12 protein-coding genes are annotated in these 12,960 nt (G+C 51.9%); 6 read left to right on the forward strand and 6 right to left on the reverse strand.

Features of this window, described 5'->3' with window-relative positions:
* Window positions 1–3 precede the first annotated feature (3 nt).
* From IHQ43_RS11795 to IHQ43_RS11805, 3 genes are read left to right on the forward strand one after another with little or no spacing between them, the layout of a single operon-like run.
* Window positions 4–1,683 carry an adenylosuccinate synthetase gene (locus IHQ43_RS11795; RefSeq protein ID WP_192564490.1) on the forward strand — a complete coding sequence of 560 codons (1,680 nt, stop codon included), beginning with the start codon at window positions 4–6 and terminating at the stop codon, window positions 1,681–1,683.
* 3 nt (window positions 1,684–1,686) lie between these two features.
* Window positions 1,687–2,337, forward strand: a complete 651-nt coding sequence (locus IHQ43_RS11800) for a DUF7002 family protein (RefSeq protein WP_192564491.1) — start codon at window positions 1,687–1,689, stop codon at window positions 2,335–2,337.
* A gap of 21 nt (window positions 2,338–2,358) precedes the next feature.
* Window positions 2,359–2,820, forward strand: coding sequence for an NUDIX hydrolase (locus IHQ43_RS11805; protein ID WP_192564492.1), 462 nt, complete (start codon window positions 2,359–2,361; stop codon window positions 2,818–2,820).
* A 74-nt stretch (window positions 2,821–2,894) separates the two neighbouring features.
* On the opposite strand, the gene IHQ43_RS11810 is transcribed toward IHQ43_RS11805, so the two are convergent.
* The 5 genes from IHQ43_RS11810 to IHQ43_RS11830 are packed head-to-tail and all read right to left on the reverse strand — an operon-like array spanning window position 2,895 to window position 7,810.
* On the reverse strand, window positions 2,895–3,380 hold the full coding sequence (locus IHQ43_RS11810; protein WP_192564493.1) for a hypothetical protein: 486 nt from the start codon (window positions 3,378–3,380) through the stop codon (window positions 2,895–2,897).
* A 51-nt stretch (window positions 3,381–3,431) separates the two neighbouring features.
* A complete protein-coding gene (locus tag IHQ43_RS11815) occupies window positions 3,432–3,893 on the reverse strand; it encodes a Mov34/MPN/PAD-1 family protein (protein ID WP_192564494.1) in 462 nt (153 codons plus the stop codon).
* Window positions 3,890–5,608 (reverse strand): ThiF family adenylyltransferase, encoded by a 1,719-nt coding sequence (locus IHQ43_RS11820; protein ID WP_192564495.1) that lies wholly within the window; start codon window positions 5,606–5,608, stop codon window positions 3,890–3,892. The genes IHQ43_RS11815 and IHQ43_RS11820 overlap by 4 nt, the downstream gene beginning before the upstream one ends.
* 1 nt (window position 5,609) lies before the next feature.
* A complete protein-coding gene (locus IHQ43_RS11825; protein WP_192564496.1) occupies window positions 5,610–6,806 on the reverse strand; it encodes a CBASS cGAMP synthase in 1,197 nt (398 codons plus the stop codon).
* On the reverse strand, window positions 6,800–7,810 hold the full coding sequence (locus IHQ43_RS11830) for a CBASS cGAMP-activated phospholipase (RefSeq protein WP_192564497.1): 1,011 nt from the start codon (window positions 7,808–7,810) through the stop codon (window positions 6,800–6,802). Before IHQ43_RS11830 ends, IHQ43_RS11825 begins: the two co-directional genes overlap by 7 nt.
* Window positions 7,811–8,060: 250 nt before the next feature.
* On the opposite strand from IHQ43_RS11830, the gene IHQ43_RS11835 reads away from it, so the two are divergent.
* The 3 genes from IHQ43_RS11835 (at window position 8,061) to IHQ43_RS29540 (ending at window position 12,388) form a co-directional block, all read left to right on the forward strand.
* Window positions 8,061–8,756: a response regulator transcription factor gene (locus IHQ43_RS11835; RefSeq protein WP_192564498.1), complete on the forward strand. Its 696-nt coding sequence runs from the start codon at window positions 8,061–8,063 to the stop codon at window positions 8,754–8,756.
* Complete coding sequence (locus tag IHQ43_RS11840; RefSeq protein ID WP_192564499.1) at window positions 8,744–10,858, forward strand: sensor histidine kinase; 2,115 nt, start codon at window positions 8,744–8,746, stop codon at window positions 10,856–10,858. The genes IHQ43_RS11835 and IHQ43_RS11840 overlap by 13 nt, the downstream gene beginning before the upstream one ends.
* Before the next feature lie 681 nt (window positions 10,859–11,539).
* Window positions 11,540–12,388 carry a hypothetical protein gene (locus IHQ43_RS29540; protein WP_244142258.1) on the forward strand — a complete coding sequence of 283 codons (849 nt, stop codon included), beginning with the start codon at window positions 11,540–11,542 and terminating at the stop codon, window positions 12,386–12,388.
* Here the strand turns inward: IHQ43_RS29540 and IHQ43_RS11850 are convergent.
* Window positions 12,368–12,685 (reverse strand): hypothetical protein, encoded by a 318-nt coding sequence (locus IHQ43_RS11850; protein ID WP_192564500.1) that lies wholly within the window; start codon window positions 12,683–12,685, stop codon window positions 12,368–12,370. The genes IHQ43_RS29540 and IHQ43_RS11850 overlap by 21 nt on opposite strands.
* Window positions 12,686–12,960: the final 275 nt, after the last annotated feature.

Below are 12,960 nucleotides of genomic sequence, written 5' to 3' on the forward strand. Positions count from 1 at the left end.
CGCATGGAAACTCGGCAGATTGTAGTGATCAGTGGCAAGACCTGTAGCGGCAAGAGTGGATTAGCCAATTTGTTGGAAAGGCAGTTTGGCTTCGCCGTGGTTTGTGATCGTCGAGCCATTGAAGATGTCGAGTGGCGCCTTCGAATGGATCAGCCGGACATTCTTGATCGGCGACGTGATTTGGATCAGGGAACGCATGAGCAGTGGATGCTTCTGGAAACCCAGGCGATGTGCGCGAGTGAGGGCGATGATCGACCATTAGTCGTTGATCACCTTGATACGCTGGCCCAGGTGCTGCAGTTTCGACAGGCTTTCGGTGCCAACCTGGTACATGTGCACCTCTACGCTAGCGATCCCACGCTTCAGGGGCGTTACGCCAAGCGTATTGAAGGGCAAACCAGCCCTCCAGCCTACGAGGATGTGAATCAGCTCAAGGATCCGGATGAGATCGAAGCGCTCAAACAGGATGCAGACGTTCGCATCTACACCGAACGCTCAGATTCCGAGGACACATTGGTGCGGGTCGCCGCTCGCTTGCATCTCTTCACACCGCCTGAAATTCGATGTGTAGATGTTCTCATTGGCGGTCAGTACGGAAGCGAGGGCAAAGGCAATATCGTCGCTTACCTGGCCCGCGAGTACGATGTCATGGTTCGCGTCGGTGGCCCCAACGCTGGGCACACCGTGGCGAGTGCCGCCGGTACGTTTACCTATCATCATCTTCCCTCAGGGTCGCGTGAAGTGACTGCACGACTACTCCTTGGCCCTGGCATGACTATCAGGTTGCCGGGGCTTTTGAAGGAGATTGAAGCTTGCGGTATCGGCGTAGACCGGTTGTTCATCGATCCTCAAGCAACCATTATTGAAGATGAAGACATCGAGACGGAGAAGGAGGGGCATCTGGTGTCAACCATCGCCTCTACTGGAAGCGGAAGTGGGGCAGCGGCTGCGCGGCGTATTCTGAGCAGAGGTAAAAAGATAAGGCTCGCGCGGGATGTTGATGAGCTTCGCCCTTACGTGGGGATGCCTGGAAAATATCACGGATGCACATCAGACAGGCTGGAAGAGGCCTACCGCAACGGTAACTCCATTCTGCTGGAAGGAACCCAGGGGAGCGGACTGAGTATTTTCCACGGTGACTATCCGCATGTGACGTCCAGGGACACGAATGTTGCAGGATGCCTCGCTGAAGCGGGGATATCACCCAGCAGAATTCGCAAGATCCTTATGGTCATTCGACCTATGCCTATCCGCGTCGGCGATCCGGATGGGGATCAGGGACACACTTCTGGGACGCTCAAGCATCCGACGACTTTCGACGACATTGCGAAGTTCGCATGTCTCGAAGCGGACGCTTTGAACGCTGCCGAGAAAACCTCCACCACTCACCGTAACCGTAAAGTTGGCTGGTTCGAATGGGATCAGTTTCGCAAAGCCTGCGCGCTGAATGCCCCGACTGACATCGTTCTGACTTTTGCAGATTACCTCAAGTCGACGAATCGTAATGCTCGTCGGTTCGAGCAGCTTGATTCTGACACGATCAAATTCGTGGAGGAGCTTGAGCGAGTGTCTCAAGCACCTGTCTCGCTGATTAACACTCGCTTTACCAGAGACCCGGATCCCAGCGATTTACGTTCGCTGATTGATCGGCGCAACTGGACGGCGCGTTCTGGCAGGAGATAACAGATGGATCTAAACAAGCTAATCGAGCTTTATCCTCGGGTTTACCATATGGCTGAGCGCGGAGCTTGGGACAGTATTCGTACCCAAGGGCTGATGAGCGCAACGGCAGTCCTTGATCATCTCGCCATCGAAGGGGATGACCGCGCCCGGTTCGAGAGCGAGCACCGTAACCAGAAGATGGATGTGAGGGCAGGGCACCCTTCCAACATTGTGCTTCGTGATCAAAAGCCCATGCCTGAGGGCAGACTGATACAGGCCCTCACGGATGGGACAACACCGCGACAGTGGTATGAGTTGATCAACCACAAGGTCTTCTTTTGGGCAGAGGAGCATAGACTGCATCGACTGCTCGGCGCTCGCGATTACCGCAGGCTCGAACATGATGTCCTGACGCTGAATTCGGCGACTTTCATCCCGGCGTATGCCCAAGCCATTTGGCTGTGTCATATGAACTCAGGCAATACTTGGCCTATGCCGCATCGTCGCGGCACAGAGATCTTCCGTAGAATTCCGGATTATCCTGTAGGGCGTTCAGGCAAACCGATCAAAGCGGTGGTCGAGTTGGTTGTTGATTACTCCGTCCCCAACATTGCTGAGTATGTGGTGGAAGTTCGGCGAATGCGGGGTAGTGAGGTCTTGGAGGTCATTGGTTAGTGCTCATCAATCGGGGGACTCATGCCACGACGCCGTTTAGCCTCACGCATATTGTTGATCAGCCCGGATCATCGACTGCTGCTTTTCAAGATCAATTACAAGACCGGTGCTTTGGCGGGGATGAGCTACTGGGCGACACCTGGCGGACAACTCAGACGGGATGAGTCTTTTGAGGAGGCGGCAGTGCGCGAGCTCCAGGAAGAGACCGGTGTTGATGTCCAATCCGTTGGCTCATGCATCGCACGCAGAGAGTTCCTATGGCAAATGCCCGATGGGGAGCCTGTGCTCGCGGTCGAGAAGTACTACGCGGTGTATGCCCGCACCGAGAAGTGCTCCTCTGCCGCATGGAGTGATCAGGAGCGCAGCGTCGTGTGTGAAGTGAGGTGGTGGTCGGAAACAGAACTGTCGAGGTGTGACGAGGATATTTACCCACCGGATCTGACGAGTCTGTTCGCCGAGGCATTGCTCACCGGCGGTGGGTGAACCCAGCGAATCACCTCGATCAGTCGATTTGCCTAAGGTCAGGCGCTTGAAGTGTTGGGGGCCTTCAAGCGAACTTAACGCTGAAAATTCTCCGCCTTATCGACTGCTTGCTGATATGCGTTTCGGGCAAACGGGGCAAAAAAGAAAAGCAGGGCCGAGGCGATGAAGAAAAAGATGCCGCCGACCCATGCGGCGTCAGTAGCAGTCTTAAGTGCTTCCAATGCGCTCCCCGAGGCCTTTATTTTATGTTGAGCTATCAGGCAATCTGCTTGGTAGCTCGATAGAAGCCGGCAGTCTGTCTGATCCAAGAAGCGGTGGGTAACCGCCTCAAACTTGTATTTGTCGGAATATGCATCAATTTCTTTGTCGTACAGCGTCACTGCGGTTTGCGACGCACCGATCAGCCAGATGGTGAGACACACCGTCCCTGCTTTGAATAATCCCGAGTAAGTGGAAGAGTCAAAGATCTTGAGGAAGAGGATTTTGCCGCCTGCGCTTGGATTTGCCGTGTGGGTGAATTCAATATCTACTGCGGTTTTTTGCTTGTGCTGCGCACCCATGCTTTTTCTCATGTTGAAGTAAGTTGAAATCGATGACAGCAAGACAGTCTTTCATTCGCCACTAGTCAGCGGTACAGCATTCTGGTCAGTGTGATAAGCCGCAAAAATTTTCGCACGCTCTCCTACAATCAAGAAGAGCAGAGGTTTATTCAGGGTCGAGCCGAGCTTCGCCCATTCCGTGTAATCAATTCCAGAAGGCGATGGGTTCAATTGTGGATGAGTGTGCCAGTCGCCGAGGTAATCAACACGACCCTGGCTTTCTTTCCACGCCTTCGTCACGGCAAGCTGATGACCTGGATCCAGGCGTTCAAAGCTGATGCGTGAACACTTGTCCAAAGGCATTGGCACGGTCGCGTAAAGGACATGAAGATGCTGGCCCGATCTGTATCCCATCAGCGTGCCTCCGGCTTCTTGTTTCTTTCTACTGTCCTGGCGGTAAGCACAGATCACGTCGAGCACACTGCTCTCGACGAGAATGTACAACTCAGGCAACTCGGGGGCCGTCAGGATCATTTCGTTCCGCATGCAGGGCAGCCACTCAACGGAGTGATGTCTTGGTTCTTTATTTTGTAGGTGTCTGCGTTTTCCACTGCCCGGGTTCGAAACCTTGGGCTTGGGCTGCCGTTCTTTTTCCAGTCAATCAACATGTCCGTGACAAGGGCAGCAGCGGACAGCGATGCAGACACGGCGTACGGCGTAAAATGTTGGCAGGCGCGAAAGCCTTTCTCCACTTCGTGCTTGAGTACTTGGAACCGCTCTGCCATTTCGCTTCCGGGCTCGTACCGCCGCAAGCAGCGAAAGCATCCGTGTTTCAATGAGTCCGTCCACAAGGCTTGAACACATTCGCCATTACCTTTGATCCATGCATGCAAGATAGGCGGGAATGCCGCGTCATTGCTGATGCGTAGCGCATTCAACATTTCTGAGAGAGGCTCCTCGCCGGTCGCATTGATGAGCAGATCAAAGCTGGTGTAATCGAGCTTCGGTGTAATCGCAATGGGACGCGACTCGATAGTGCTGTAGGGAAACTGCAGATCAAGTTCATCCTTGAGCGCCTGAGATTTTCGCTTGAGCAGCGCGTTGAACCCAAGAGCGTGGCGACCTATATTGTCCGGCTGAAGTAATTGATTGTCGATCAGCATGAGCACGCCGCCGTCTGTTCCAGCGCCCAGTCGAGTCATCGCTTGAGCGACATAACCACCAATCGATCCGCAACCAAGGAGAGCGATTTTCAGCCCGGCCAACCCCTTTTTCAGTGAACCGGCCAGGTTTCGCGTGTGCACAAACTCGGAACTGAGATCTGTGGTGTACAGGCGAACTATTTTGTCGGAACCACCGAATCCATGAAGGTATTGACGGTACGCCTTCCCGGCCAATCGGCGGCTGCCGGCAGTCCCTTTGGTGGTTGCTTTAGTGATGTAGCGCCGGTTCACGGTAAAGCCGAAACCGATCCAACCCACCGGTGAATCGATGAGGATGTAAATACGGCTGGAATCCAAGATCGATTTGTCAGATTCGATCCTTTTCTGAATTGCAGCGTAGAGAGAGCTGTCCCACGTTTTTAGCCAGCTTAAGGTCTCTTTCACCGACCAAGGCAGTGCTGATGACGCAACTGGCGCGGCAGTTGTTCTGAAAAGCCAGCAGCATCGTGCCTCCAGCGGTTGTGCAGTGGCCCCCCAAGAAAGTGCCATGCGATCCACCGCAGCCTTATTGGTGGTAACGATGTCGCCAAATGGGGCTCTGGGTGACAGCCTGTAAACCTGCGCCTCATTAGCGTCTGATGACAACTCAGATAAGCCAATTGGGAGCACTGTCCCGGCACTCGACCCAGTCCAATACGACTGAAACTCTATTTGAATATCCGCTTCACTTTGAGCTGGGTTGCTAATGAGTTGGTCGATCAGGCTGGTAGCTTGCTGCAAGCAAAACGCGACGGCTCCAGCCGGGTTGTATCGATCAAGCACCACGGAGCCTTCGGCCAGGTAGCAGAAATCACCTCCAACGATTCCATGCGCCATTCGGGCCGGCAAAAAGGAGGGCTTTTCCGTAATACGGATTTTCGGGTAGACAAGAAAATCCCAGTCGGCAATCGCAAGTTCGACTGGAACCAGCCCGGCGATGGACTTTAACGTACCAAGAAATCGGCGAACCCCATTCTTGGTGGGACGGGCTTTGAAGCCCAGTCCATGCAGGTAGCGAAGCACATCGCCAAGGCCTTCGAATTCCATATCAACCTGCAGAAGTATTTGGGACACGAGGGGCAGGTACTACGGCAGGTGCGGTTGAGCGCACAATTTCCGTGGCGCTTTCAACATCGATCAGGTCTGTATTCGATGGGATTCGCCCACCCAGCTGGCCAGTGGTGATCTGCAATGCCAGATGCTTTTGGTATTCCTGGCACCCTTTAGCTCTTTTGAGCGCGGCGGCCAGGTCTTGGGCTTTGCTTGAAGCGTACTCACGTTTTTCCTGATCTAGGCGGTTAAAGTCCTCAACGCCGTCATCAATGCCAGGCTCGCGAATTTCGGTACTCAGCGCAATGGACAGCGCGTTGGCCGCATGCTCGAAAGCGATATCGTCGCGACCCCGTTTCCCCTCGAAGTTCTGGGCAATCGCGATCATCAAGGAAATGGAGGTGGGGCCGCCGATCTCCCAGTGGAAGTCCCGCCAGGCTTTCGCGTAACGGCACACGCGAAGGAATTGATTGCCCAGATCACCAAAACGCGCGACTTGGTCTTTGATCCACTTTGCGACGTCTTCTGGATCAGATGCTCTCCACAGGCCAGACCGAGACGCCAGCATGATGGTGTCAAGGTCGTCCCATGTCTGAGCTTTGGCCTTCGCCAATATCTCGTAAGCTTCATTGGAACTCACGCTGTCCATGACTGCCGTGCGCCGTTCGTTGCTGAGCACGACCGTGCGTTCGACAACCTTGTTGAACTCCTCGATCGGGGCGGCGTACAGCGGGATGTCAATGTGGGCCCACGAAGCGACATCTATCCGGATGCAGGTGTCCTTGGCCCCAGCGCCTGTAATCAGCTTCCAGCCTTCCTGAACACACAGCACCTGAAGGAGTGTTTCAACCAGGTCGAAGTACTTTTTGGCCATCGCGGCCGGCGGGCCGTTTTCCTGCCAAACATCGACGGGCAGGTAGACGCCATAATCGAGGTCGGTTTCCTGCTTGTCAGGGTGTGCGGGTTGGATGCAGGTTTTATAGGCCCAGGAACCTTGCGTCCTGAACCGAGGCTCCACACGCTTTTCCATGCCCAAAACAGCGACGGTCGCGTTGGCAATCGCGGGCTTCAAGTACTCGCGAATTTTCGTGCGACACTGGGTAAGAAAATCACGCTGCTCGTCAGTGGGCGCGATTTTGTCGCTGAAAACCACGTCGTCGACGGAAGAAAAATAGAGCTTCGTAAGGTTCAGCATGTTTCAGGCTCCTGGCGTGTCGCGTTGTTGCCGTAGTAAAAATTTATAGGGCGAGCTTTGTGCGCAACGAACGCCATGAAGTCCGTTTTTCCGAGGCATGTTTTGGCCTTTTCCAGACCGGAGCCGATGAGCACTTCCTGCGCGTGGATGTCCGCTTTGTCCAAGGCGACCGCCTTGGAGCGATCGTCTGTTAGGTCTTCGTCTACATGCATGTAGCGTGAGCCGAGCTTGTGCTGCAGCATGAAATCGCAGAGCGACTCTTGAACGGAAATCGACAACCCGAACAGTCGTTGCGCTGCTTTCCCGGGATTGCCTCCACCCCAGTCCACGGCACCGCCTTCACGATTGTTTTTTGGGTTAACAGTGAATTTGGATGACATCGTCCCGATGGACAGAAGATGAACGTCCGAGCTGGCCACGTCGAAAAAGGTCTCTGCTTCATGAAGCGCGAGTAGGCCGGGGGCGTTGGCGAACAGTCCGCCATCGACGTACTGGTTGTGTTGAAACTGGTGACGCGGAAAGAAGGTTGGGGCAGCGCTCGTGGCGAGGGCGATGTCCACCATCGGGTGCTGGTGGTCACGCCGAAAGCTTTCATGGTGCGGTGTTTTGAACAGTACTGGCTTGCCAGTCGAGTAATTGATCGCCGGGATGACGACCGGGTGAAGGCAATCCCCCAGCAGCTTGGTGCCCAGCATTTCAGGTTCCGAGATTTGTTTTTTTAGCTCGTCACTGCTGAACGTGGACTTGAAGATGGGCATCCGCGTGCGGGGGGTGAAGATCGCCTCCCCATGCTTTTTAAAGAGGTCTACGATTGCTTGGGCAGGAATCTCCGATGCAATCGCGAGCGCCAGGATGCCGCCTATGGACGTTCCGGCAATGAGGTCGAAATGGCGAGCGATGGGGCCACCGATCTCGCGCTCTATTTCTGCCAAGATCGTGGCCGTGTACAGCCCTCTGTATCCCCCACCTGATAGTGCCAAAATCTGAAAGCGATTTGCTGACATGAATACGATCCTCCGGCACTACAGGATGAGTGCGATTGATGATTAAGTTAACGGCAGAGGCGTGAGTAAAAAAGGCGGGTTGGGGTTGGCTTTGTTATCTTACGCTTTCGTGAATACACTAACGTTTAGTTCAAATTTTGATCGTGAAGATCTCTTTCGCTTCGTGAGTATTTGCTCACGTGCGCCATGTTGACTTCTGTGAGATTATCGGTCGCAATCGATTTGCTTAGATTTGTCCGAGGTATGTCTCATGTATAAGATAGCCATTATTGAAGATTCGAAGGCCGTGAATAATGCCCTTGCAGAATTCTGTCGTCAGCTCGATCAGTCAGCAGAAGTTGATCAGTTCTTTGATAGGACATCGGCCGAAACGGGCATCAAACAGAATAATTATTCTTTGATTGTGGTGGACATTGAACTACCGCCCGAAAAAAATGCGGGCATTGGACTTATAAGCGTTAACTCCCAGTATCACAAAAGTCCCGTCATCGTTGTCTCCGGTTTAGACTCATCCGTCTATCGTTCGATCATGTACCAGCTTGATATTTGGGATTTTCTTGAAAAACCCATTGCACCCGATGGTCAAATGTTTTTAGCCGCCGCGATGCGAGTGCTGAGGGACAGGCGAAACTCGCAAGGAGCGCAGAGCGAGCAGCAAGCAGAGTCTGAAGAAGACCTATTCGTAGACCATGAGACGGGCAAAGCGAGTTTCAAAGGAAAGCCTCTGAACATTCCTCATACAGCAAAAATAATATTGCAAAAGGTGTATAAGAATAAAGGTGCACTCGTCACGTACGAAGAGCTGTTTGATTTGGTGAAAAGCGGTAAGAACAATGATGCCATCCGCCAGCATGTGAAAACCATACGCGATGCGTTGAAGGAGGTCGGTGAGTTAGAGGGGCACGTTGAAGTCATCAGGATGAAGGGGGTTCGGTGGCAGGATTAGATCTTAGCAAGCTTAAAAATAATATCAGCAAGGCATCGATCAGAATTTATATTATCGGTGTGCTGGTGGCGGTTTTTATTGTTGTATCAGTCGGCACAATTGTTGCGCTTCGATTGAGTTTTAGTTCTGTTGCGCAGCAGTACGAATCGAGTGTTAAACGTAATTTGCAGCGTGTGGCCTATGAGTTTGATTCGCTGGATGGAAGGATTAATCTTAGTAATTTTGAAGCGCCCAAGTCTGATAACACCGGAATCCCTTTTTACAGACTTCCCCTGGAATACCTCAATGTCATGCCAGGGCATGTCGAGGATGTAAAACCTCTGTTGGGATGCAGCTTTGCTGGCATCAATGCGCCCCAGAATAGAGTTTGCGCTGGAGTGTTGGAAAATAAAGCGCTCGGTGCAATTGCCTACGTGAGGGGTGGATTCGATAAATTCGGTGATTTGGTTTCGCCTCGTTATATCGAAGATCCGAGGACGGGAGACTACTTTCTGGTTACGGTGTCTGCGCGCGGTGCCGCTAACCAGTTCATCGTCACCTTCGACGCCATCAAGAGGGTTGGCGACTCCATGGCCCCTTACTTGTCTCCCGCTTGGAGCTTAACCGGATTCAAAATCGGCTCTTCAACAGGCCGGGCTTATTCAAGAGAGCCGCAGATCAAAGGGCGTGCGTTGAAGGTCAGCAGCCAAGGTGCAAGCGATAGGTTTGAATTCATATTTCAGCTGCCGGTTTATGCGTTTGCTGACGACGCCTTCGAGGCAAATCAGCCGGATGGGGAAACCGCCGTTTGGCCGCCGGAGGATCTGTCTGAAGCCCGTATAGACGTTAAATTAATCGGTAATGACGCGACAGGTGAAAGCAGTATCGTTATGGACACGACGCTGTCGGAGCCGAATACCGTTTTTTCGTTTGAAAGAATGAGTAACTATTTAACCCCAGGAGAGATTTTAGTATTTACCCCAGTTAATTCGAACACGAAAATTAGTGTCAGGCACGCAGCTAGCGAGAGCAAGGGTTCGGTAAGGGTTTTTCCATTCAATGTCGTTGATCAGTTAACTGATTTTTTTATTAAGATTATTGTTCCTGCGACAACAATTGATGAGATGTCGAGGCTTCCGGATGGAAGCACCGTTGCCATTCGGGGTGATGCTTCGAGTGTATTGGGTGGATGGCGAATTGCTGCGCAATCCATTATCATGCTTTCCTCTCTTCTGATTGTCCTGTTGTTCATATCCTACGTGATTCTGCGTGTGTTCGTGCTGACACCACTTTACAAAGTTCGGCGCAATACGTTGCATATGAAAGAGAGGTATAATGCCCTTCATGAATACAAGCTGCCTTTTGAAATAAAAGAAAGTCAGAGTGAGGTCGGCGTTCTTTGGCGAAACATCTCAGAACTTCATGAGGCGCTCATGGCTTACGGTCGTAGTGCTCTAGAGCGCTCTAAGAGAGAGCACCATTTTCTACGTGCGATAGGTCATGAAATCAGATCTCCCTTGCAGGATTTGATGCTTCGCCACAATGATGATACTGATCCCAGTACACGTTACGTACGGAGGATCTCATTCGCAGTCAAGTATTTATATGGAGCTTCCTTGGGGCAAGAGACTTCTGATAATTTCATATTCAAAAGCCCACAAGAGGCCATGAACTCCTTGTCTGGAAACATTACTAAGGAAAACATAACGGAATATTTGATGAACGCCGCTGAGTCGATAACGGCGGGTATCAAATATGTCGGCAGCGATTCTGCCCTTTATGTGATGGTTGACGCTGACATGCTGGAGTCGGTGCTGACCGCGATCATCAGCAACGCCCAGGATTTTAGAACGCTTGATACCGACATTATTGTCGATGGCTATCTGGAGCAGGGCGACGCCGTTGTCACGATAAAAAATTGTGGCCCTCATATCGCGAATGACCCTATCGAGGAAATCTTTGAATATGGCGTCTCTGTGCGAGACGGCGCAGGGGAGGGGGATCATCTTGGTCAGGGGCTGTATATGGCGAAGACCTTTGTTTCACGTCTGAGCGGTAGCCTGACCGCCAGCAATTTAGGTGATGGTGTCTGCTTTGAAATCAGACTTCCCTGCGTGGGTTAGACGTTCAAATTTCGGCTGGTTGACCGACCATTGCCATAGCCGGCCCGTTCGGGCCGGCCGGACAAAAATGGAGGTCAGGACGGGACTGCGAGCCGTGCTGATATCACCCCAATACCGTTGTTACTTTTCAGGCTTATGGGTGGGAAGTGTGGGATGCTTCGGCTTAGTTTCGGGGTTCACGTGATGCCTTCTGTCATCCTTTCCGTCGTCACGTTTCGGTTTCGGGCCTGGCTTAATGTGCGTTGACATACTTGTCTCGATATCCAAATGGTTGATTTCAAGGGGGGCAGCTTGCAACCGACAACAGTGGCGTACATCCCGTCCCCATGGTTTCTAGGCGTGCAATCAATACCCTAGAACCAAACGCCAAGACCGCAAGTGGAAAGGCATGGGAAATACCAATCGACCCTGAGTCAGCGGTCGCTCCCGGCAAACCTCAAAATCTTAAGTACTGTGACAGCGTGGTATCGACCTCACAGGGAAACACCTGCCTTGCGAGATCGCCGTAACGCTGTCGCAGGGGGGGGCGCTAATCGACGATCCTCGACAATGGGCCATGCCTATCCCCTTGTCAGGGTGGTGGCTCCTGGCCATTATGAGTGCCTGAAATTTGAGCGCGACTCCGTGAGCCCGATATCGTGAATTCTCGGCATTGGCCTTACGAAACTTTAAGGAAAAAAGTTGAACGTATTCAGTACGCTAGAAAAGCCAAAGGTACCTGTGGTTCTGACTCAACGTAACTACAACAGTAAAACCCACAGAGCCGAGACGTACGTCAGGAATGATGGGCGGGAGGTCAAGTCCTATGCGTTGTGTCCTGCATGTGAAAACCCAGTGACCCTCGTTAATCGGCTTGTCCCTAAAACGGATGCCCAAATTCTATACGCACGGCACACGGGAAGTTCAGTCCCAGGCTTGGCGAATCACGACCAGGGAGCTTACGAGGACTGTCCGTTTCATAACCCGGAAAGATTTGACAGCAAAACTCCCCGAAAAAACAAAGAACGAAATGATGAAATTCGAAATGCGCTGATTAACCATCTTCATTTGGTAGTCTCGACTCTAGAAAAAGCTATAGGTATCACCTTCGCAGATGGTCTGATAGTAGAGATGCTAAAGGATTTTAAGGCGAGTGAAGGGTATAAGTATCGATGTGTCAATCTATACAATTTGCCATTTGGTTTCGCCTATATGACTGAAGCACGTGACTTGTGGGGGGTAAAAGTTGATAGCGTAATTGCGGAGAAAATCAAAGAAAATTCTAACGGGTTTACGGTTGGGAAATATGGAGGCGTAGAGCGTAAACCGAACATCAAGGGAAGCATTCTTCGGTTTTATTTTAATAATCACCGTCTTGGTAATGAGGATTCTGGCAGTGACTGTATTGATTTCGTAGTCGCGGAGATTGAAAAGTCCGCGACTAAATCTAAGGTCATTTACACCAAATCGCTTGAGTTCGATAGCGCATTTTTCTTCAATACATATATGCGCCGTGAACGTTTGCACTCGCTAGCGGTGAGTCATCTGTAAAGCCGAGCCGATCGGTTTCATGAGGACAGCGTCCAGTTCCCAAGTATCGATCGGCGTCTCTATTAATTCCTCTCGAACCAATTCGGCAGTCAACTCTGGTACCAAGTGATTGATGGCGTTGTAAGCCAGTTGGTTGACAAGATCTAGTAAGCCCTCAGGCGCCTTAAAGGGGGCCAAGGCTTGAGATAGACTCATCGATCCGGCGCTGAGGCGTTCCAATTGATCAATTTTGATCAGCGCGGCAAGAATGAGATTGTCGCGGTAGCCAATAAATGGAGTGTTTTGATGAAAATTCATGGTAAATCGTGCCCGTCTTATTATTAAAATCCGGCTTCACCCCGGGAGGGAGTGATATTTCTGTACCCGTCTTCATCTTGCATAGGGAGCTAGTCGGCACGCAACACATGGAGTTCAATCTGGACTACAGACGCTATCTTGGTAGAGGTGGTTGACAAAAAGAGGGCGGGCGATTTGCTGAAAGGCGAGATCTGGAGCGCTCGTACGCCTTGCTGCGTTTGGCCGGAAAGACTCCGACGCTCTCAACATGAGGAGTAAACTCGGAGAGGAGAACT

It is taken from the genome of Pseudomonas gozinkensis, assembly GCF_014863585.1.
In the GTDB taxonomy this organism is placed as follows: domain Bacteria; phylum Pseudomonadota; class Gammaproteobacteria; order Pseudomonadales; family Pseudomonadaceae; genus Aquipseudomonas; species Aquipseudomonas gozinkensis.

What these genes read in the sequence shown, in the direction of transcription:
- IHQ43_RS11795 (WP_192564490.1), top strand. Translation starts at nt 4, where the DNA reads ATGGAAACTCGGCAGATTGTAGTGATCAGTGGCAAGACCTGTAGCGGC.
- IHQ43_RS11825 (WP_192564496.1), bottom strand. Translation starts at nt 6,806, where the DNA reads ATGCTGAACCTTACGAAGCTCTATTTTTCTTCCGTCGACGACGTGGTT.
- IHQ43_RS11810 (WP_192564493.1), bottom strand. Translation starts at nt 3,380, where the DNA reads ATGGGTGCGCAGCACAAGCAAAAAACCGCAGTAGATATTGAATTCACC.
- IHQ43_RS11800 (WP_192564491.1), top strand. Translation starts at nt 1,687, where the DNA reads ATGGATCTAAACAAGCTAATCGAGCTTTATCCTCGGGTTTACCATATG.
- IHQ43_RS11850 (WP_192564500.1), bottom strand. Translation starts at nt 12,685, where the DNA reads ATGAATTTTCATCAAAACACTCCATTTATTGGCTACCGCGACAATCTC.
- IHQ43_RS11830 (WP_192564497.1), bottom strand. Translation starts at nt 7,810, where the DNA reads ATGTCAGCAAATCGCTTTCAGATTTTGGCACTATCAGGTGGGGGATAC.
- IHQ43_RS11805 (WP_192564492.1), top strand. Translation starts at nt 2,359, where the DNA reads ATGCCACGACGCCGTTTAGCCTCACGCATATTGTTGATCAGCCCGGAT.
- IHQ43_RS11835 (WP_192564498.1), top strand. Translation starts at nt 8,061, where the DNA reads ATGTATAAGATAGCCATTATTGAAGATTCGAAGGCCGTGAATAATGCC.
- IHQ43_RS11815 (WP_192564494.1), bottom strand. Translation starts at nt 3,893, where the DNA reads ATGATCCTGACGGCCCCCGAGTTGCCTGAGTTGTACATTCTCGTCGAG.
- IHQ43_RS11820 (WP_192564495.1), bottom strand. Translation starts at nt 5,608, where the DNA reads ATGGAATTCGAAGGCCTTGGCGATGTGCTTCGCTACCTGCATGGACTG.